This window comes from Mesorhizobium kowhaii (assembly GCF_042431665.1).
In the GTDB taxonomy this organism is placed as follows: domain Bacteria; phylum Pseudomonadota; class Alphaproteobacteria; order Rhizobiales; family Rhizobiaceae; genus Mesorhizobium; species Mesorhizobium kowhaii.
In genome coordinates this window covers 216,272-235,810 of sequence record NZ_JBHLYT010000006.1, presented here as the reverse complement: position 1 = coordinate 235,810, position 19,539 = coordinate 216,272, and the positions used below count along the sequence as shown (strand labels likewise).

16 protein-coding genes are annotated in these 19,539 nt (G+C 63.2%); 7 read left to right on the top strand and 9 right to left on the bottom strand.

The genetic code is table 11. The features are described 5' to 3' along the window. Positions 1–44 precede the first annotated feature (44 nt). Entirely contained in the window at positions 45–2,504 is a 2,460-nt protein-coding gene (locus tag ACFFNA_RS07000) for a ComEC/Rec2 family competence protein (RefSeq protein WP_378916913.1), read from the top strand. Here the strand turns inward: ACFFNA_RS07000 and lexA are convergent. Together lexA and ACFFNA_RS06990 are read right to left on the bottom strand one after the other, a co-directional pair. After that, positions 2,498–3,235 carry a transcriptional repressor LexA gene (gene lexA, locus ACFFNA_RS06995; protein ID WP_378916910.1) on the bottom strand — a complete coding sequence of 246 codons (738 nt, stop codon included), beginning with the start codon at positions 3,233–3,235 and terminating at the stop codon, positions 2,498–2,500. The genes ACFFNA_RS07000 and lexA overlap by 7 nt on opposite strands. A 379-nt stretch (positions 3,236–3,614) precedes the next feature. Next, on the bottom strand, positions 3,615–4,352 hold the full coding sequence (locus tag ACFFNA_RS06990; protein WP_378916907.1) for a GntR family transcriptional regulator: 738 nt from the start codon (positions 4,350–4,352) through the stop codon (positions 3,615–3,617). A 155-nt stretch (positions 4,353–4,507) separates the two neighbouring features. Here ACFFNA_RS06990 and kynU point away from each other — a divergent pair, with 155 nt between their 5' ends. Beyond that, the gene (kynU, locus tag ACFFNA_RS06985) at positions 4,508–5,755 is read left to right on the top strand and encodes a kynureninase (protein ID WP_378916904.1); all 1,248 of its coding nucleotides are present in this window, start codon (positions 4,508–4,510) and stop codon (positions 5,753–5,755) included. A gap of 63 nt (positions 5,756–5,818) precedes the next feature. Here the strand turns inward: kynU and kynA are convergent, their stop codons facing one another. Continuing rightward, positions 5,819–6,655 (bottom strand): tryptophan 2,3-dioxygenase, encoded by an 837-nt coding sequence (gene kynA, locus ACFFNA_RS06980; protein WP_111546544.1) that lies wholly within the window; start codon positions 6,653–6,655, stop codon positions 5,819–5,821. Then, entirely contained in the window at positions 6,652–8,277 is a 1,626-nt protein-coding gene (locus tag ACFFNA_RS06975; protein ID WP_378916901.1) for an AMP-binding protein, read from the bottom strand. Before ACFFNA_RS06975 ends, kynA begins: the two co-directional genes overlap by 4 nt. A gap of 313 nt (positions 8,278–8,590) precedes the next feature. Between ACFFNA_RS06975 and ACFFNA_RS06970 the strand changes: the two genes are divergently transcribed. Further along, the gene (locus tag ACFFNA_RS06970) at positions 8,591–9,421 is read left to right on the top strand and encodes a hormone-sensitive lipase (protein WP_378916899.1); all 831 of its coding nucleotides are present in this window, start codon (positions 8,591–8,593) and stop codon (positions 9,419–9,421) included. A gap of 47 nt (positions 9,422–9,468) precedes the next feature. Here the strand turns inward: ACFFNA_RS06970 and ACFFNA_RS06965 are convergent, their stop codons facing one another. Genes ACFFNA_RS06965 through ACFFNA_RS06945 form a run of 5 tightly spaced genes read right to left on the bottom strand, consistent with a single transcriptional unit; the run spans position 9,469 to position 14,874 of the window. Next, complete coding sequence (locus tag ACFFNA_RS06965; protein WP_378916896.1) at positions 9,469–10,674, bottom strand: molybdopterin molybdotransferase MoeA; 1,206 nt, start codon at positions 10,672–10,674, stop codon at positions 9,469–9,471. Further along, entirely contained in the window at positions 10,674–11,156 is a 483-nt protein-coding gene (gene moaC, locus ACFFNA_RS06960; RefSeq protein ID WP_378916893.1) for a cyclic pyranopterin monophosphate synthase MoaC, read from the bottom strand. Before moaC ends, ACFFNA_RS06965 begins: the two co-directional genes overlap by 1 nt. A 2-nt stretch (positions 11,157–11,158) precedes the next feature. Further along, positions 11,159–11,971 carry an indole-3-glycerol phosphate synthase TrpC gene (gene trpC, locus ACFFNA_RS06955; protein WP_378916890.1) on the bottom strand — a complete coding sequence of 271 codons (813 nt, stop codon included), beginning with the start codon at positions 11,969–11,971 and terminating at the stop codon, positions 11,159–11,161. 3 nt (positions 11,972–11,974) lie between these two features. Further along, positions 11,975–12,985 carry an anthranilate phosphoribosyltransferase gene (gene trpD / locus ACFFNA_RS06950; RefSeq protein ID WP_378916888.1) on the bottom strand — a complete coding sequence of 337 codons (1,011 nt, stop codon included), beginning with the start codon at positions 12,983–12,985 and terminating at the stop codon, positions 11,975–11,977. Continuing rightward, positions 12,982–14,874 (bottom strand): SurA N-terminal domain-containing protein, encoded by a 1,893-nt coding sequence (locus tag ACFFNA_RS06945; protein ID WP_111546549.1) that lies wholly within the window; start codon positions 14,872–14,874, stop codon positions 12,982–12,984. The genes trpD and ACFFNA_RS06945 overlap by 4 nt, the downstream gene beginning before the upstream one ends. A 144-nt stretch (positions 14,875–15,018) precedes the next feature. On the opposite strand from ACFFNA_RS06945, the gene tpiA reads away from it, so the two are divergent. The 4 genes from tpiA to pyrG all read left to right on the top strand — a co-directional run bounded on the left by tpiA (position 15,019) and on the right by pyrG (position 19,530). After that, positions 15,019–15,786 carry a triose-phosphate isomerase gene (gene tpiA, locus ACFFNA_RS06940; protein ID WP_378916885.1) on the top strand — a complete coding sequence of 256 codons (768 nt, stop codon included), beginning with the start codon at positions 15,019–15,021 and terminating at the stop codon, positions 15,784–15,786. A gap of 171 nt (positions 15,787–15,957) precedes the next feature. Then, a complete protein-coding gene (gene secG, locus ACFFNA_RS06935; RefSeq protein WP_378916883.1) occupies positions 15,958–16,422 on the top strand; it encodes a preprotein translocase subunit SecG in 465 nt (154 codons plus the stop codon). A gap of 211 nt (positions 16,423–16,633) precedes the next feature. Further along, on the top strand, positions 16,634–17,752 hold the full coding sequence (locus ACFFNA_RS06930; protein ID WP_378916880.1) for a L,D-transpeptidase: 1,119 nt from the start codon (positions 16,634–16,636) through the stop codon (positions 17,750–17,752). Between the two features lie 140 nt (positions 17,753–17,892). Beyond that, positions 17,893–19,530, top strand: coding sequence for a CTP synthase (gene pyrG / locus ACFFNA_RS06925; RefSeq protein WP_111546553.1), 1,638 nt, complete (start codon positions 17,893–17,895; stop codon positions 19,528–19,530). Positions 19,531–19,539 lie beyond the last annotated feature (9 nt).

The window sequence follows — 19,539 nt, the reverse complement described above, 5'->3', positions numbered from 1 at the left end:
CGTTCATGTAGCATAGGGTGTCGAGGGCGCAAGGGGCAGACCCGATGGCTGGACGAGGCCGGGGCTCGGATCAGGGCGAGGACGCCACCATTGGCGTCAGCGAACGGTCCCTGTTTGCGGCGCCGCTGCTGGCCCCGCTGCCGCCGCCATCGCCCCTCGTGCCGAATCCCGGCAACCCGCCGTTGCAAGCGGATGTCTCCGCCCCCGGTCCTGTTGCCGAAGCTGGCAGGATCGTGCGCGTGCGCCGGCAAATCGGCCTGATATCACTGCCTCGGCTGCGCCACAGCGTGGCTACGGCAGCGGGCCTGGAACTCGACCGAGGCTTAGCCTTCTTGCTGGTGCCGGTCTGCCTGGCGATTGGAGCGATCGGCTATTTTTCACTTGCCGCGGAGCCTGATTTTGCAAAGCCTGTCGCGGTCGTCGTTCTGACGGGGCTCTGTGCGTTCGTCTCGCGTTCCTGGCCGAAAACCCATTTGTGCTTCATGGCTGCGCTGCTGTGCACGCTCGGCCTGCTGGCCGGCAAGGTCGAGACATGGCGGGCGGGAACGCAGATGCTGGGCTCAGAAATCTCGACCCAGGTGACCGGCCGCGTCGTCTCGCTTGACCGGATGGAGACCGGCCGCATCCGGCTGACCATCGACGTGACGTCGACCGCCAGGCCGAAATTGCGTTATGCGCCGGAGCGGGTTCGGCTTTCGGCACGAAAGATCCCGGCAGAGATAACCGCCGGCTCCCTGGTCACCGGCTACGCCAAGCTGTTGCCGCCAACAGGCCCGGTGCGGCCTGACAGCTACGACTTCTCCTTCGACAGCTATTTCGCCGGCATCGGCGGCAGCGGGTTTTTTCTCGGCAATCCAAAGCTTGTCGCCGGCGATGACAACGATATGCCGCTGTCGGCCCGCCTTGCCTCGGGGATAGAAAATGCCCGTGAAGCCATCGCCGACCATATCAGGGGCAGTGTCGGTGGCGCCGAAGGTGAGATCGCCGCGGCGCTGATCGTCGGCGTGCGCGCCGGCATTCCCGATGAAATCAACGAAGCGATGCGGCGCACCGGCATCTACCATATCATCTCCATTTCCGGGCTACACATGGCGCTGGTCGCCGGCACCATCATGATGCTGATGCGCAGCGCCTTCGCCCTGTTTCCAGACTTTTCCGCGCGTCGGCCGGTCAAGAAATACGCGGCCGCCGCCGCACTTTTCTCGATCGCCGCCTATCTCGTCATCTCAGGCATCGTCGTTGCCGCCGAGCGCAGCTTCATTATGCTGGCGGTGATGCTGATTGCCGTGCTGTTCGATCGGGCGGCGCTGACCATGCGCAACCTGGCGATCTCGGCGATCGCCGTCATTGTGGTGTCGCCACATGAAGTGGTCGGCCCGAGTTTCCAGATGTCGTTCGCGGCGACCGCGGCGCTGGTCGGTGCCTATGCCGGCTGGTCGGATCATCGCGCGGGGAAAACGAGACCGCCGCCGCCACGGCGATCGCTGCCCGGCTTTCTCACGCGAAAATTCCTGTTGGCGATGGGTGGCCTTGCCATGACCTCCATCATCGCCGGCAGCGCCACTGCGCTGTTTGCCATCTGGCATTTTCAGCGGGTTTCGCCGCTTAGCCTGTTCGCCAATCTCGCCATCATGCCGATCGTGTCCGTCGTCATGTTCCTGGCCGTTGCCAGCGCCTTGTTGATGCCGTTCGGGTTCGACGGGCCATCCCTCTATCTGATGGGCAAAGGCCTGACGGCAATGATCGCCATATCGGGCTGGATTTCCGAACGTTCGCCTGTCGACGCAGTCGGGTTGATTTCGCAGCAGTCTGTCCTGCTGGTGGCGATTGCCTTGGTCATTGCGACGATGGCGACGACATGGCTGCGGCTCGCAGCGCTTCCCTTCGCACTTGCCGGCATGCTGACCGTCTCGGACACGCGCCCACCGGACGTGCTGATCTCGGAGGACGCCAGGCTGGTTGCGCTGCCGATCGGCGACGGCGAACTCGCCGTCAGCCGGGCACGCCCGAACGAATTCACGGTCGACAACTGGAAACGCGCGCTGACATCCGAAACCATCGTCATGCCGGAGGTGTTCAGCAAAGGAGACGGGCAATTCGAGATAGCGGATGCCGCCGAACTGCCGCCGGGAGCGCCTTTCTACTGCACATCAGGCGTTTGCCTTGCCAAGCATCCGTCCGGCGCGATCATTGCGCATGTCGAAGACCGAAAGGACGCCTGGAAAGCCTGCAGCCTCGCTGACCTGATCATCATCAATGACGCCACGGCCTATGACCCCTGTCACGATCCGCTGGTGCTCGTCATCACCAAGCGACAACTGGCTCGCAAGGGTAGTGCGGCCGTCTTCTTCGATCGCCAATCGGCGACCACGCCTGCGACGATCAGCTTCGCGGTGGACAGGCCATACCGGCCCTGGCACACGCAGCGCAAGTTCTCGCGCGAGGCGAGGGGCCTGCCACCCTACCGCAAACCCGAAAAGCCGGTTGCAAGCCCTGCTCAGTAGCGCCTGATCAACCCGACGAGCTTGCCTTGCACCTTGACCCTGTCCGGCCCGAAAATGCGGGTTTCATAGGCGGGGTTGGCAGCTTCGAGAGCAATCGAAGCACCCTTGCGGCGGAACCGCTTCAGCGTTGCTTCCTCTTCATCCACCAGCGCCACGATGATCTCGCCCGGGCTGGCTGTATCGGCGTTGCGGATGATGACGGTGTCGCCATCGAAGATGCCGGCCTCGATCATCGAATCGCCCTTGACCTCGAGGGCGTAGTGCTCGCCGCCCATGATCATGTCCGGCGGCACCGAGATCGAATGCGTCTGATGCTGGATAGCGTCGATCGGCACACCGGCGGCGATGCGCCCCATGACCGGGATCGACACGGCGGAAACCACGTCGTCGTCATTGCCGGCCGAAGGCATCCGCGAAAGCGCTGGCTTGATTTGCCGGCCAAGGCCGCCTTGACCGAGGCTGCCTTGGATGACGCTTGGCGAGAACTTTCTTGCCGCGTTGAGGCCGGGCGCGATCGAATCCGGCAGTCGCAGCACTTCCAGCGCGCGCGCCCGATTTGGTAGCCGGCGAATGAAACCGCGCTCCTCCAGCGCCGTGATCAGCCGGTGGATGCCGGATTTGGAGGCGAGGTCGAGCGCTTCCTTCATCTCGTCGAAGGAGGGCGGAATGCCGCTTTCCTTGAGCCGTTCATGAATGAACATCAGCAGTTCATGTTGTTTACGCGTCAGCATGGCGACCCCCCAGGAAACCTGAAACCAGAATCGGAAAAACAAACCCAGAACAAACACTATCTGTTCCAGTTGTGTTCCGCAACCGTTTAAAGTTTAATGAATTTGTTAAGGCGGCTGAAATCATTGGCGCGCGGCGGTGAGCCGCGATCGAGGGCCCCCTGCCGCCGCGGCGCACTGGCCTGCATTGAAATTGTTTTGGTTAATGGCCTGTGGCCCACTTCGTGGCGAGGTTTGGCATCAGCTGCCGACAGACCTCGATTGGGGGCATTTCCACTTTCACGTCTCGTTCAGCTGCCGTGAACGAAACGAAGCCAAAATGCCAACTTTCGTCAGAGAAATGGCAGATCTCCCTTGGTCTTTGTCCTTGTCGAACGGCAGATCATCGCGTGTTCATATTGTCCTTACCGGCATGGACATAGACATGCAGCGTATAGCCGATATGAGCGGTCATCAGCGCCTTCGCACGCTCGACGTTGCGATCCAGCGCCGCCTGCATGAGCGCCGTGTGATGTTCGATCGCGACAGCCTGGCGCAACGCCTCCATGGCCTCTTCATAGCCATGCTGCAGGCCGGCGGCCGCCCGCAAGGTTGGTGCCAGGCCGAGAAAGCGGTGATGGCGACGCAACTGATCCGCGATCGTGGAATGGAAGGTCAGCAGCCAGGGGGATGTTGCCGCACTGAGCAGTGCCGCGTGAAAAGCCTCGTGTTTTTCATCCCACTCGTCGACCACTGCGTCGGACGGGTCGTCGACCGCGGTCTTGCAACGCGACAGCCGGTAATGGGCGGCGACGACGATGTCCTCCCATTCACGGCCGCCTTTCTCGATCGATTCCTGGAGCAGAGGCAGTTCAACCACCAACCTGGCGCGTGACAGGTCTTCCAGTTCGAAGCGCGACACCGGAGCGACGGCAAAGCCGCGATTGCTGATGGCGGTCACCAGGCGCTCGGCCTCCAACCGCGACAGCGCTTCGCGCAACGGTGTCCAGCCAATGCCGTAGCTGTTGCGCAACGCGCTGAGCTTGAGTGGCGCGCCGGGCTTCAGACGGGTGGTGAGGATATCGCGACGCAGCAGCCTGTAGGCTGCTTCCGTTTTCGAGAAGTGCTCGTCGTCCAGCATCGTCGTCCATCCCTCGGATGGTGATTATATATGAAAGCCTCACATTGCGTAAATTATATATAATGTTTGACAGCGCCCACGGGACTGCCCATGATCGCCCAACGGTTTCACCTGATATGTTCATCGAGCACGCTCATGCGCGGGGATAGTCGACCATGAATGCAACTCTCGATCTCGCTGCAATCGAGGCGATGGATGCCGCGGATCCGCTGCGTTCCATGCGCGATCGCTTCGTCTTGCCGCAAGGGGTGATCTACCTTGACGGCAATTCGCTTGGCGCGGCTTCACCCGCCGTCTTCGATGAACTGAACAAGGCCGCGACACAGGAATGGGCGCAGGATCTCATCCGTGCCTGGAACACCGCCGGCTGGTTCGACATGCCGGTCGAGCTCGGCGACCAACTCGGGCGCCTGATCGGGGCCGCGGCCGGCCAGACTGTGGTCTGCGATACGACCTCGATCAACATCTACAAGGTGCTGCATGCGGCGCTCGCGATGAGGCCGGACCGGTCGGTCATCGTCGCCGAGGGCTCCAGCTTTCCAACCGATCTCTATATGGCCGAGGGCGTTGCCTCGACGCGGCCGGGCACGACGCTGCGGCTAGAGGGCGTCGATGCGCCTGAGATTGAAGCGCTTATCGACGAGCGCGTCGCCGTCATCCTGGTCAACCATGTCAACTACAAGTCCGGCCAGTTGCGCGACATGGCGGCGCTGACGCGCAGGGCCCATCAGGCCGGTGCGCTGATCGTCTGGGATCTCTGCCACACGGCGGGTGCCTTGCCGGTCGAGCTCGACGGCGCCAATGCCGATTTCGCCATTGGCTGTACCTACAAGTACCTCAATGGCGGCCCGGGTTCGCCGGCCTTCATCTATGCCGCAAAGCGCCACCATGATGATGTCTATCAGCCGCTCAGCGGCTGGTGGGGGCATGCGCGGCCCTTCGCCTTCGAACAGGCCTATGCCGCCGGCACCGGCATCCGCCGGTTCTTGTGTGGCACGCAGCCGGTGTTGTCGATGCGGGCGCTCAAGGGCGCGCTGGACGTCTGGAACGATGTCGACATGACGGCGGTGCGCAAGAAAAGCATCGCACTGACCGACCTGTTCATCCAGCTGGTCGAAACAAAGTGCAGCGCCTACGGGCTAGAACTCGAAAGCCCCCGTAACGGCAACGAGCGCGGCAGCCAGGTGTCGTTTATTCACCCCAACGGATATCAGGTGATGCGGGCCTTGATCGAACGCGGTGTGATCGGCGATTTCCGCGCGCCTTCGACCATCCGCTTCGGGTTCACGCCGCTCTATGTCGGCTACAGGGATGTCTGGCAGGCGGTCGAGGTGCTGGAAGACATCCTGCGCACCGGCGCCTGGCAGGACGCGCGCTTCGAGGTCAAGGCTGCGGTCACGTGAGTGTGTGTCGCCCAAAAGTGCGCCGCGGTTTTGGGACAACGACATACGCAAAGCAAAGACAGATCAGAGACGGGTGCGGACCGTCCAGAGCTCTGGAAACAGGACGACCTCAAGCATCTTCTTCAGGTAGGACGCACCCGACGTGCCACCGGTGCCGCGCTTCAGGCCGATGATGCGCTCGACCGTGGTGACGTGGTTGAAGCGCCAGCGGCGGAAATAATCCTCGAAGTCGACCAGCTTCTCGGCCAGTTCGTAGAACATCCAGTAGCGCTGCGGATCGCGGTAGACTGTCTGCCAGGCAACCAGGACCGCTTCATTCTCGGTGCGCGTCTCACGCCAGTCGGTGCGCCTGGCGTCGGCGCCGATGTCGAATCCGTTGCGGGCGAGCAGCAGCAGCGCTTCGTCGTAGAGCGATGGCTCGGCCAGGATAGCCTCAAGCTTCCCGCTGAGATCCGGCCGGTGCTTGTGCGGGCCGAGCATGGCGAGGTTGCGGTTGCCGGCCATGAACTCGATGGCGCGATACTGCCAGGACTGGAAACCCGAGGATTGGCCGAGCGCGTCGCGGAACTCGGTGTATTCGCTGGGCGTCATCGTCCGCAGCACGTCCCAGGCGTTGTTCAACTGCTCGAAAATGCGGGCGACGCGCGACAGCATCTTGAAGCTCGGCTCGAGGCGGTCGGCGCGGATCGAGCGGATCGCGGCACCGATCTCATGCAGAGCGAGCTTCATCCAGAGTTCGGAGGTCTGATGCTGGATGATGAACAGCATCTCGTCATGCGCCGACGACAGCGGCGTCTGCGCCTCCAGCACTTTCTCCAGGTGCAGATAGTCGCTGTAGGACATGCGCTCCTTGAACGACATCTGTGCGCCTTCGGAGGCCGGATCGTATGGCTCGCTCAATTGATTTTCTCCGTGCGCAGCCGGAAGCGCTGGATCTTGCCGGTCTGCGTCTTGGGCAACGCAGCAATGAACTTCACCGATCGCGGATATTTGTAGGGCGCGATCGTCGCTTTGACATGGTCCTGCAGGCGCTTGATGGTCATTGCGTCTGGCTCCACGCCTTGCACAAGCACGACATGCGCTTCGACGATCTGGCCGCGCTCGGCGTCCTCGGCACCGATGACAGCGCATTCGGCGACATCCGGATGCGCCAGCAGCGCCGCCTCGACCTCGGGTCCGGCAATGTTGTAGCCGGCGCTGACGATCATGTCGTCGGAGCGCGCGGCGAAATGGAAGAAGCCGTCCTCGTCCTGGCTGAAGGTATCGCCGGTGAGGTTCCAGCCGTCGCGAACGTATTCCTTTTGCCTGTCGTCAGCCATGTAGCGGCAGCCGGTTGGCCCACGCACTGCCAACCTGCCGGTCGAGCCACGCGGCACCTCGCGCATCTCGTCATCGACGATGCGCGCCTCGTAGCCGCCCACCGGCTTACCGGTCGACGCAGGCTTCATGTCGTCGAAGCGGTTGGAGATGAAGATGTGCAGCATTTCGGTGGCGCCGATGCCATCGAGGATCGGCTTGCCGGTCTTTTGCGTCCACTCCTCGAAGACCGGAGCAGGCAAGGTTTCGCCGGCTGAAACAGCGACGCGCAGCGATGACAGGTCTGCACCCTCATCCATGGCCTTCAGCATGGCGCGATAGGCGGTCGGCGCGGTGAAGGAGATGGTCGCTTTGTAGGTCTCGATGATGTGGATCATGTTGGGCGGCGTCGCCTGTTCGAGCAGCGTCGCCGCCGCCCCGAAGCGCAGGGGAAAGATGGCGAGACCGCCAAGGCCGAAGGTGAAAGCCAGCGGCGGCGAGCCGACAAAGATGTCGTCCGGCGTCACCTGGAGGATTTCGCGGGCGTAGGCGTCGGCGATGATCAAGAGGTCGCGGTGGAAATGCATCGTCGCCTTCGGCACGCCTGTCGTGCCCGAGGTGAAGCCGAGCAGCGCGACGTCGTCGCGGCCGGTGTTGACGGCGCTGAAAACAACCGACTTGTCGAGGGCCGCGCGATCGAGTTCGGCATCATGGTTGGCGGTGCCGTCGAAGCCGATAACCTGCTTGAGGAACGCGCTGTCCTTGGCGCAGGCGGTCATCTCGTCCATCAACCTGGTGTCGCAGAGCGCGATTGTGATTTCCGCCTTGTCGACGATCTTGGCAAGCTCGCCGGCGCGCAGCATCGGCATGGTGTTGACGACCACGGCGCCGACCTTGGTGGCAGCCAGCCAGCAAGCGACCATGGCGGGGTTGTTGGCCGAGCGGATCAGCACCCGGTTGCCGGGCTTCACGCCGTAGTTCTCGACCAGCGCATGGGCCAGCCTGTTCGTCCAGTCGGACAGTTCCTTGTAGGTGCGGCGGCGGCCATTGCCGATCAGCGCGGTGTGGTCACCCAGGCCCTTCTCGACCAGCCTGTCGGTCAATTCGACGCCGGCGTTGAGACGTTCGGGATAGTCGAAACCATCGAGCAGGAAGTCCGGCCATTGCTCGGGCGGCGGCAGGTGATCGCGCGTGAACGTGTCGATATGCGCTGAAGGCCCAAGCATGTCGCCGCTATCCTGTCTGCTGCCTGGCCAGTGCACGAGGCTTCTGGCTGGTGGTGGATTTGAAATTCCTGCTTCTAGGGGAGGCTTCGTGCCGCCAGAGGCACCTTGCTCGACGACGCGCCACCCGAAGGGCGGACATCTGCAGGTTTGGGCAGCCCAGCAGACCTCCCATTGTCGGCTGTTCGTCAGGGCAGGATCGCACCAGTCGAAATTTGTTTCAAGCCTAAAATGTTTTTGTCCTGGAGCATTGACGCATGGCGTGGCGGTGGCCATTGCTAGCGGGGAAACGATGCCGTTTCGGGGGAGGGTGCAGATGCTCGAACATCGCATTGCCGATTGGGACAACGCCTATGCCAACGGCGCGAACATCGCCGGCAGCGACCGCTGGCCGGCCGCGTGGGTAGAGCCAGCGCAAGCGTTTCGTGACGCGCTTTCGGCAGAGGGCCGGGCACGGCTCGACATCGCCTATGGCGGCGGGCGGCGCAATCGGCTCGATCTCTTTCTTCCCAGCACTACGCCCAAGGGATTGGTGGTGTTCATCCATGGCGGTTACTGGATGGCGTTCGACAAGAGTTTCTGGTCGCATCTCGCCAACGGCGCGGTCAGCAGCGGCTTTGCGGTGGCGATGCCCTCCTACACGCTGTGTCCGGAAATCCGCATCGCCGGCATCGTCCAGGAGATCGGCGCGGCGATCGGCAAGGCGGCAGGACTGGTCGACGGGCCGCTGATGTTGACCGGCCATTCGGCCGGCGGCCATCTCGCCAGCCGCATGGTGACGACAACCACACCGCTGGCGGCTGATGTGGCGAGGCGCATACGCCACGTCGTTTCGATTTCAGGCGTCCACGACCTCCGCCCGATCATGCAAACCGAGATGAACGCGACACTGGCTATCGACGAGCCCGAGGCACTGGCCGAAAGCCCGGCGCTGCTGCGTTCGATGGATGGTGCCCGCATCACCTGCTGGGCCGGTGGTGGTGAACGTGCCGAATTCCTGCGCCAGAACGCCTTGCTTGCCAATATCTGGACCGGCCTCGGCGCGGCGACCAGCACCGTGGTCGAGCCCGACCGGCACCATTACAGCATCGTCGACGGTCTTGCCGATCCGGCGCATCCGCTGACCCATGCCTTGATCTCGGAATAGTACCGAGTTTATTTTCGTTTCTTATCAATGGCTTGTTTGGCGAATCGTCAGCGCAGCATCAGCACGCTGCAGGCTTCACCCGCGGCCGACGCCGGGGCAAATGGTGCCCGCACGATCAGCCCGTTGGCGTCGGCCAGCATTCTGAGCATCGAGGAATCCTGGATGCCGAACGGCGTTGCCACCAACGCGCCGTGATCGTCCCGGACCACCGCCCGCACATAGTCCTGGCGCAAGTCATTGGCCGGCATTGCGGCGCCCAATCGCGCCGGACGAATGTCCTGGCGGTGTTCGCGGCCGCCGAGCCGCGCCAGCAGCGGCTTCAGGAACAATTGCGAGCAAACCAGGCTTGCCACCGGATTGCCGGGCAGGCCGATGCACCTGATATCGCCGAGGCGGCCGAACATCAGCGGCTTGCCGGGGCGCATGGCGATCTTCCAGAAGCCGAGTTGCATGCCTTCACCGGTCAGCACGTCATGGATCAGATCATGGTCGCCAACCGAGGCGCCGCCCAGCGTGACGATGACATCCGCACCGGCCGCGACCGCTTTCTGCACCAGCGCGGCGATGGCCTCCTTGCGGTCGGCGGCAATGCCGAGATCGAGCGCGCGGGCGCCGACCGACTGTGCCGCCGCCGCGACGCCATAGGCATTGGACGAGATGATCTGGTCCGGCCCGAGTTCGCTGCCGGGCGGCAACAATTCGTCGCCGGTGGCGATGATGGCGACCAGTGGCCGTTTCACCACGTTGACCCGGGGATGGTTGGCCGATGCCACCAGCGACAATGCCGCCGGGTCGAGCACGCGGCCCTTTTCCAGCAGGATATCGCCTTTCGAGAAGTCGAGGCCGACGCGGCGGATGTTGCGCCACTCCGCCGTCGGTTGGGTCACTTCGATATCGCCACCACCGAGATCCCTGACATTCTCTTGGATGACGACGGTGTCGGCGCCGTCAGGCAGCGGCGCACCTGTGAAGATGCGCACGGCCTGTGCCATGCCGACAGTGCCGTCAAAGCCGCGCCCGGCCGGCGCCATGCCGATCACGGAAAGTCGCGACGGCACCGACGCCACGTCGGCAGCACGCACCGCGTAGCCGTCCATGGCCGAGGCATTGAAAGGTGGCTGTGTCCGGAGCGCGATGACGGGCTCGGCCAGTACCCGGTCCACGGCCTCGAGGAGAGGAACCTCTTCGCCAGCCAAAGGTGCCGCACCCTCAAGCAGGCGTTCGAGCGCCTCTGCGACCGGAACCAGCGCCATCAGGCGCCCACCTTGTAGTCGCCAGACTTGCCACCGGTCTTTTCGACCAGCCGGATGCCGGAGATGATCATGGCGCGGTCCACCGCCTTGGCCATGTCGTAGATGGTCAGGCAGGCCACTGAAGCGGCGGTCAGCGCTTCCATCTCGACGCCTGTCTTGCCGGTGACACGCGCCAGCGCGGTGACCTTCAGGCCGGGCAAAGCATGGTCGGGCTCGATGTCGACGGAAACCTTGGTCAGAAGCAGCGGATGGCAGAGCGGGATCAATTCATGCGCCTTCTTCGCCGCCATGATGCCGGCGATGCGCGCGGTGCCGAGCACATCGCCCTTCTTGGCGTTGCCTTCGAGGATCATGGTCAGCGTCTCGAGGCGCATCGCGACAAAACCCTCGGCGATTGCGGTACGCGTCGTCTCCGCCTTGTCGCCGACATCGACCATGTTGGCCTCGCCCTGCGTGCCGAGATGGGTGAGGGCGGCCGTCATCGTCAGATGGCCTCTGCCGGCGCCTTGCCCGTCAGGAGCAGGCTCGTCGCCGTGGTGACGTCCTGTTGCCGCATCAGGCTTTCGCCGACAAGGAAGGTGCCGATGTCGTTCTTTTGCAATCTGAGGCAATCGTCGTGCGAGAAAATACCGCTCTCGCTGACCAGCAAGCGGTCGGCCGGCACCATCGACGCCAGCCGCTTCGAAGTTTCGAGGCTGGTTTCGAATGTTCTGAGATTGCGGTTGTTGATGCCGATCAGCCGCGACGACAGTTTCAGCGCGCGCTGCGTCTCGGCCTCGTCATGCACTTCGACCAGCGCATCCATGCCGAGTTCGAACGCCGTCGATTCGAGGTCGCTCGCCAGGGCGTCGTCGACGCTGGCCATGATGATCAGGATGGCGTCCGCGCCCCAGGCGCGGGCTTCGTAGACCTGATACGGATCGAACAGGAAATCCTTGCGTAAAGCGGGCAGGGTGACTGCGGCTCGCGCCCTGGTGAGAAATTCGGGCGCGCCCTGGAAAGACGGCGCGTCGGTCAGCACCGAAAGACAGGCGGCCCCGCCTTTTGCATAGGCCTGCGCCAATGCCGGCGGGTCGAAATCGGCGCGGATCAGGCCCTTGGAGGGGCTTGCCTTCTTGATCTCGGCGATCAGCGCGAAGGCGCCGGATTTGCGCCTCGTCTCGAGCGCCGTAAGAAAGCCGCGGGGTGCGTCGGCATCTTTAGCCCGCGCCTTGATCTCGGCCAGTGGCACGCGTGCCTTTGCCGCCGCGATCTCGTCGCGTTTGTAGGCCTCGATTTTGCGAAGAATGTCAGACACGCTCTATCCGTTCGAAATCTCGATCAACCGGTCAAGCACCTGCAACGCCCGGCCGCTGTCGATGGCTTGCGCCGCCGCCGCGATGCCGTCGCCAAGCGTCGTCGCCTTGCCCGCCACCACCAGTCCGGCGCCGGCATTCATCAGCACGGTGTCGCGATAGGCGCCGGCAGCGCCACCCAGCATATCGCGCAATGCCTGGGCGTTGTAGGCCGCGTCGCCGCCACGCAATTCGTCCTTGGTGTGGCGCGCCAGCCCGACCGCTTCAGGGGTCAACGTGAAGCTGCGGATCTCGCCGCCGATCAGTTCGGCGACCTGCGTCTCGCCGGTGGTGGTGATCTCGTCATAGCCGTCGCCATGGGCAACCCAGGCATGCTCGGCGCCCAGCGCTTTCAGCGTCTCGGCCACCGGCAGGATCCATTCCGGCAGGAACACACCGACCATCTGCCGCTTGACGCCAGCCGGATTGGAGAGGGGTCCGAGCAGATTGAAGATGGTGCGGGTGCCGAGCTCGACGCGGGTCGGACCGACATGCTTCATCGCCGGATGGTGCGCGGGCGCGAACATGAAGCCGAGACCGGTCTCATGGATGCAGCGGCCGATCGTTTCCGGCGAGATATCGATCTTGATCCCGAGCGCGATCAGCACGTCGGCGGCCCCTGTCAGCGACGACAGACCACGATTGCCGTGCTTGGCAACCGGCACACCGCTGCCGGCGATAACAAACGCCGACCCGGTCGAGATGTTGACGCTGTGGGAATTGTCACCGCCGGTGCCGACGATATCGATGGCGCCGTCGGGCGCGTCGACACGCAGCATCTTGGCGCGCATGGTGGCAACGGCGCCGGAAATCTCGCTCACCGTCTCGCCGCGCACGCGCAGCGCCATCAGGAAGCCGCCGATCTGGCCGGGGGTTGCGTCACCCGACATGATGATATCGAAGGCCTCGCGCGCTTCCTCGAAGGAAAGCGCGCTTCCGGTCGCGACCTTGGCGATATGGGTTTTCAGCGCGCTCATCTTGTCGAGGCTTGGGCGACGGCGGCCTGGTCGATGCGAACGTCGTATTGCGTCTGCAACTGCGCCACCAGCTGGTCGAGCAGATCGTCCGACATGCCGGAGGTGAAGGATTTCTGTGCGTCGTCCGGCACGGAGCTGGCGTCAGCCCCGGCGGGCTCGAAGACTTCGGCGACCTTGTACAGAATCTGTCCGTCGCCGGTGGGCGAGGGGATCAGCCCGGTGCCGCCTTCGCCGACGCCGAACATGGCTGCCGCACCCTCCTTGCCGAAGTCGACATCGTCGGCCTCGCGCTTGACGCCGCGCTTGGTCTGCTTTTCCAGCTTCAGTTCGCCGGCGATGACGTCGAGCGTGACACCGGCCTTGAGCCGCTTTTCAAGCTCGTCTGCCTTGGCGGCGAGCCGCTTGGTTGTTTCGGCCGCGGTCCAGTCGGCGACGACTTTCTGGCGAGCCTCGTCCAGTGTGCGGTCGCGAGCCGGTGTGACGGAAGCCACCTCATAGAAAACGAAGCCGTTGTCCGCCGTGGTCAAAGCGTCGTTTTCAGTGTTGGGTTCAGCGTCGAAGACAGCCTTGATCAGCTCCGGCGATTGCGGCAGGTCCTTGACGATGCTTGCGTCAGGCCTCAGGCCGCTGCGATCGATGGCGTCGATGGTGACGACCTTCAGCTTCAGCTTGGTGGCGGCGTCGGCCAGCGAGCCGCCGGCGGCGCGGGTGTCTTCATAATTGTCACGCACATCCAGAAGGATGCGGCTTGCCTCGCCCAGCGCCAGGTCCTTGCGGATCTGGTCGGACACTTCGGCCAGCGGCTTCACCACCTCGGGCTTGATTTCGGTGACGCGCAGCAGCACCGGACCGAAGGCACCTTGCACGACCTGGCTGACTTCATTGGCATTGAGTGCGAAGGCCGCGTCGGCGACCGCTTTGTCGGCGATCTTGTCCTTGGCCAGCGTGCCGAGCAAAGTATCGGCCGGGGTCTTGCCTTCCGCGGTGACGAGCTTGTCGAAGGTGGCGCCGGCCTTGAGCGAATCGAGCGCGGCCTTGGCCGCGTCAGGCGTTTTGAACACAAGCTGCTCGATGGTGCGCAGCTCCGGCGTCGTGTAGCGCGCCTTGTTCTTGTTGTAGTCGTCGCTGACCTGCTGGTCGGTGACGGCGGTCGTATCCATGATGTCGACCGGTTCGAGGCGGACATAGGAGAATTTGCGGTATTCGGGTGCCGCGTATGTCTTCTTGTTTGCGTCGAAATAGGCCGAAAGCACACTGGCGGACGGCGCCTCGATCGGCTCGACCAGTGCCTTGGGCAGCGTCAAATAGTCGATGGTGCGGTCTTCGCCGCGATAGAGCGCGACCGCCTTGAAGAAAGTGTCCGGCGCCTTGAGGCCATCCGAGACCGCCTCGACGATCTGCTGGCGCACCGCCACCTGGGCACGGTTCTTCAGATAATCCTCGGGCCGCATGCCGATCTGCTGCAACATATAGTCGAAGGTTCGCCTGTCGAACTGACCGCCAGGGCCCTTGAAGGCCGGATCTTCGCGCGTCAGCTCGGCCAGCCGGTCCTTGGAGAGGCCGAGGCCCAGCTTGCGTGCCTGTTCGTCGAGAACGGCCCCCGAAACGAGTTGGGCCAGCACCTGGTTGTCGATGCCGAGCCCCTTTGCCTGTTCGTGGGTAAGACGCTGGCCGAACTGCTGCGACATGACCGCGAGCTGGCGGTCATAGGCGAGACGGAATTCGTTGATCGACACCTTGGTGCCGCCAGCGATTATTACCGAATCGTGGCCGGCAAAACCGCCCATCAGTCGCCCGGATATACCCCATGCGAGGAAACTCACCACAAGCAGCGAAAGCAGCGTTTTCGCGACCCAGGTTCCCGCCGCGTTTCTCAATATACCAAGCATGGACAATTCCGATTTATGCGCATTTTCGCATGCGCCGAGTTTGAAACAAGCGCAATAGCGCCCTTCCGGTCCACTGTCGATTGCTTTGTGGCCTGATTTTGGTAGTGAGGGCGAGAGCCGAATATCGCCCGGAGAAGCAAACCCATGACGCCAGGAATTCGACCGCTCGTTGCCGGCAACTGGAAAATGAACGGCACCAGCGCCTCGCTCAACGAGCTCAGGATGATTGGCAACGGTTTCATGAGTGGGCTTGATGCCGAGACCGAAGCGCTGGTTTGCGTTCCGGCAACCCTGCTGGCTCACGCCGCCGAGATTCTGTCGCGCACGCCGGTCCATGCCGGCGGCGAGGATTGCCACACCAAGGAAAGCGGCGCCTACACCGGGTGCATCTCGGCGGAAATGCTGAAGGATGCCGGCGCGAGCCATGTCATCGTCGGCCATTCCGAGTGCCGCGAGCAAGCGGGCGAGGATGACACGACGGTCCAGGCCAAGGCCTCGGCCGCCTGGCGCGCCGGGCTTGTGGCCATCATTTGCATTGGCGAGACGCAGCAGAAGCGTGAAGCGGGCGCCACGCTCGACGTGCTGTCGCGGCAGGTCGCCGGCTCGGTGCCGCCAAGCGCCACCCCGTCCAACACCATCATTGCCTATGAACCGGTGTGGGCGATCGGTACCGGCCTGACGCCGACCGCGGCCGATGTGGCCGAAGCACACGCGCATATCCGCGAAAAGCTGTCGGAAAAGCTCGGCAGCGTGGCGGCGAAGATGCGCATTCTCTATGGCGGCTCGGTCAAGCCCTCCAACGCCGTCGAACTGCTCGGCGTCGGGAATGTCGACGGTGCACTGGTCGGCGGCGCCAGCCTGAAAGCGGCGGACTTCCTTGCCATCGCCGAGGCCTATCGCAACATCTCGTAGGAGATATCGGCCGCAACGGGCGGGGTGGACGGCGCCGGAAATTGTTGCAAAGGACGCGTTGCTTCCCATATTCCGGCCGCGGGCTTGGAAATGCCATCAAAGCATTGTATTGAGCCGCCTCCAATTCACCGGTCGTGTCCGCGGCCGGGCAAGGCCTTGCCAGGATAAACTATGGAAACCGTACTGATCGTCATCCATCTCATGGTCGTGCTCGCCCTTGTCGGCGTGGTGCTGCTGCAGCGTTCCGAAGGCGGCGGCCTTGGCATCGGCGGCGGATCCGGCTTCATGACCGCGCGCGGTGCTGCCAATGCGCTGACGCGTGCGACGGCGATCCTGGCGGCGGCCTTCTTTGCCACGTCGCTGACACTGTCGATCGTCGCCCGCTACGGCGAGAAGCCGATCGACATCCTTGACCGCGTGCCCGCGACATCTGACGGTGCCGGCAAGGGCGTGCTCAACCAATTGCCCGGGACGACCACCCCGGCGCCCGCCGGCAGCACCGCGCCGACACCGCCGTCCGGCAACGACGCCGCGGCAAAGCCCCCGGTCACGGCGCCTGCCGCCGGTTCGACTCAGCCGGCCACCAACGGCACCACCCCCACTGCACCGGCGACCCCGCAGGTCCCGAACCAATAGTCTCCAGCGCCTGAAGCCGCGATCTGTTGTCGTTTGAACACAGTCGCGGCAAATGCAGCACGATCACGCAGATTCGAGTGCTTGCAATGTGGCGTTACGCTTGAGGCGTCTGCGCTTGTTCGACTATAGATTGCGCGCGGCATTTCCGGCGCCCTTGGGGGGCGCTGGGCGCCGCCGTGGGCAACAAGCATAGAACGATCGGATCTTCGCCATGCAGCTTCGCAGCTTCATTTTCATGGGACTCTGCGCCGTACTCGGCATGAGTTCCCCGGCTTTCGCCGGCATGCCGGCAAATATGGCCGCACATCAATCGGCTGACACAACCAGTGCCATCAACGTCGCCGTCAAGAGTGATGCGGCGCAATTGAAGCTTCTCAAGAAGAAGAAAACCCCGACACCGGACGATCTCGCCCAGATCAAGAAGATCGAGGCCAAGATCGTTGCCGACAAGGAAGCCGCCAAGGCCAAGGCGCTCGAAGCCAGGAAGCTGGCGATGCGCGAAGCGGCGAAGGCCAAGGCCGATGCGGAACGGCAGGCGTTCCTCGCCAAGAGGGGCAAGAGCGCGCCGGCGGCCGAAGTGGCCGACGCCAAGCCTGCCAAGACTGTCAAGATCATCGAGCCGATTGTACCGATCGAGCCGATCCAGTCGGCTGAGCCGGTCCCGGCCGAAGCGATGAATGTCGCTTTGACCGGCAACAACGGTGAGCTGCGCAGCGAGGTCATTGGCCAGAAGCAGCCGAGCGGCGGTCTGTTCGCCGGCCTCTTCGGCGGCACCATCTCTTCTTCTTCGATTTCATATCTCCCCGAGACGCGGGCTCTTGACCAGGCTCTCGCCAAGAAGGAAGCCAAGAAGCAGTTCAAGGTGAAGCCGGAGTTCGTGCCTCAGGACGTGGAATTCACCGGCTACGATGCCGGCACCATCGTCATCGACACCAGCGCCCGCCGCCTCTATCTCGTCGAATCGTCCTCAACCGCTCGCCGTTACGCCATTGCGGTCGGCCGCGAGGGCCTGCAGTTCAAGGGCACGGTTGCGGTCGGCGACAAGCAGGAATGGCCGCGTTGGATCCCGACGCTGGACATGCAGAAGCGCGAGCCGAAGCACTATGGCCAATACAAGGACGGCATGCCTGGCGGCGGTCAGAACCCGCTCGGCGCCCGCGCCATCTATCTCTATGACGGCAAGAAGGACACGCATCTGCGCATCCACGGCACCATCGCGCCGCAATCGATCGGAACCAGCGCCTCCAACGGCTGCTTCCGGATGATCAACGAGCACGTCATGGACCTTTACAGCCGCGTCAGGGTAGGCACCAAGGTCGTTATCATCTGACGCCTGCATCCATCATGCCGAAAGGGCCGGCCTTGCCGGCCCTTTTGTTTTGACTTGCCCCCAGGGGTATCGCGCCTTCTTGGGAAAAAACCTTCGCGGTGGTTTTTTCTCTGGCGGAATCAATCCGGCCGCGTTAAGCGATGACTCCCATGGCGCGATATGTATTCATCACAGGCGGCGTGGTTTCCTCACTTGGAAAAGGCATAGCTGCAGCGGCCCTTGGGGCTCTCTTGCAGGCGCGAGGCTATCGCGCACGCATCAAAAAACTCGATCCCTACCTCAATGTCGATCCGGGCACGATGTCGCCGTACCAGCATGGCGAGGTTTTCGTCACCGACGACGGTGCGGAGACCGATCTCGATCTTGGCCACTATGAGCGCTTTACAGGCCGCTCGGCCAACCAGCAGGACAACATCACCACCGGCCGCATCTACAAGAACATCATCGAGCGCGAGCGACGCGGCGACTATCTTGGCGCCACCGTGCAGGTCATCCCGCACGTTACCGACGAGATCAAGAATTTCGTCCTCAACGGCAATGACGACTATGATTTCGTGTTGTGCGAAATCGGCGGCACGGTCGGCGATATCGAGGCTATGCCGTTCCTCGAGGCGATCCGCCAGCTTGGCAATGACCTGCCGCGCAACAACGCTGTCTACGTGCATCTGACGCTGATGCCCTACATCCCGACGGCGGGCGAGCTGAAGACCAAGCCGACCCAGCATTCGGTCAAGGAACTACGCGGCATCGGCATCGCGCCGGACATCCTGCTGGTTCGCGCCGACCGCGCCATTCCCAAGGAAGAGCGCAGAAAACTGTCGCTGTTCTGCAACGTGCGCGAAAGTGCCGTGATCCAGGCGCTCGACGTGCCGCATATCTATGACGTGCCGATGGCCTACCACAAGGAAGGGCTTGATTCGGAAGTGCTGGCCGCTTTTGGCATCGATCCGGCGCCGAAGCCGCGCATGGAGCCCTGGCAGGCGGTGTCCAACCGCATCCACAATCCGGAAGGCGAGGTGACCATCGCCGTGGTCGGCAAATATACCGGCCTCAAGGATGCCTACAAATCGTTGATCGAGGCGCTTTCGCATGGCGGCCTGGCCAACCACGTCAAGGTCAAACTCGACTGGATCGAATCGGAGATCTTCGAAAAGGAAGATCCGACGCCCTGGCTGGAAAAGGTGCATGGCATTCTGGTTCCCGGCGGCTTTGGCGAGCGCGGCTCCGAAGGCAAGATCCTGGCGGCGAAGTTCGCGCGTGAGCGAAAGGTGCCGTATTTCGGCATCTGCTTCGGCATGCAGATGGCCTGCATCGAGGCGGCACGGTCGCTGGCCGGCGTCGAGCACGCCTCATCGACCGAATTCGGCCCAACCGATGAACCGGTCGTCGGGCTGATGACCGAATGGCTGAAAGGCAACATGCTGGAGAAGCGCCGGGAAACCGGCGATCTCGGCGGCACGATGCGGCTCGGCGCCTATCAGGCCGATCTCGCCAAGGGTTCCAAGATCGCCGAGATTTATGGCGATACGCAGATTTCCGAGCGCCATCGCCACCGCTACGAGGTCAATGTCGATTACAAGGAGCGGCTCGAGGATTGCGGCTTGGTGTTTGCCGGCATGTCACCGGATGGCGTGCTGCCGGAAACGGTCGAGTACCCCGACCATCCCTGGTTCATCGGCGTGCAGTATCATCCGGAACTGAAAAGCCGGCCGCTGGACCCGCATCCGCTGTTTGCCAGCTTCATCGAGGCGGCGGTGGAACAGAGCCGGCTGGTGTAACGGCCACTG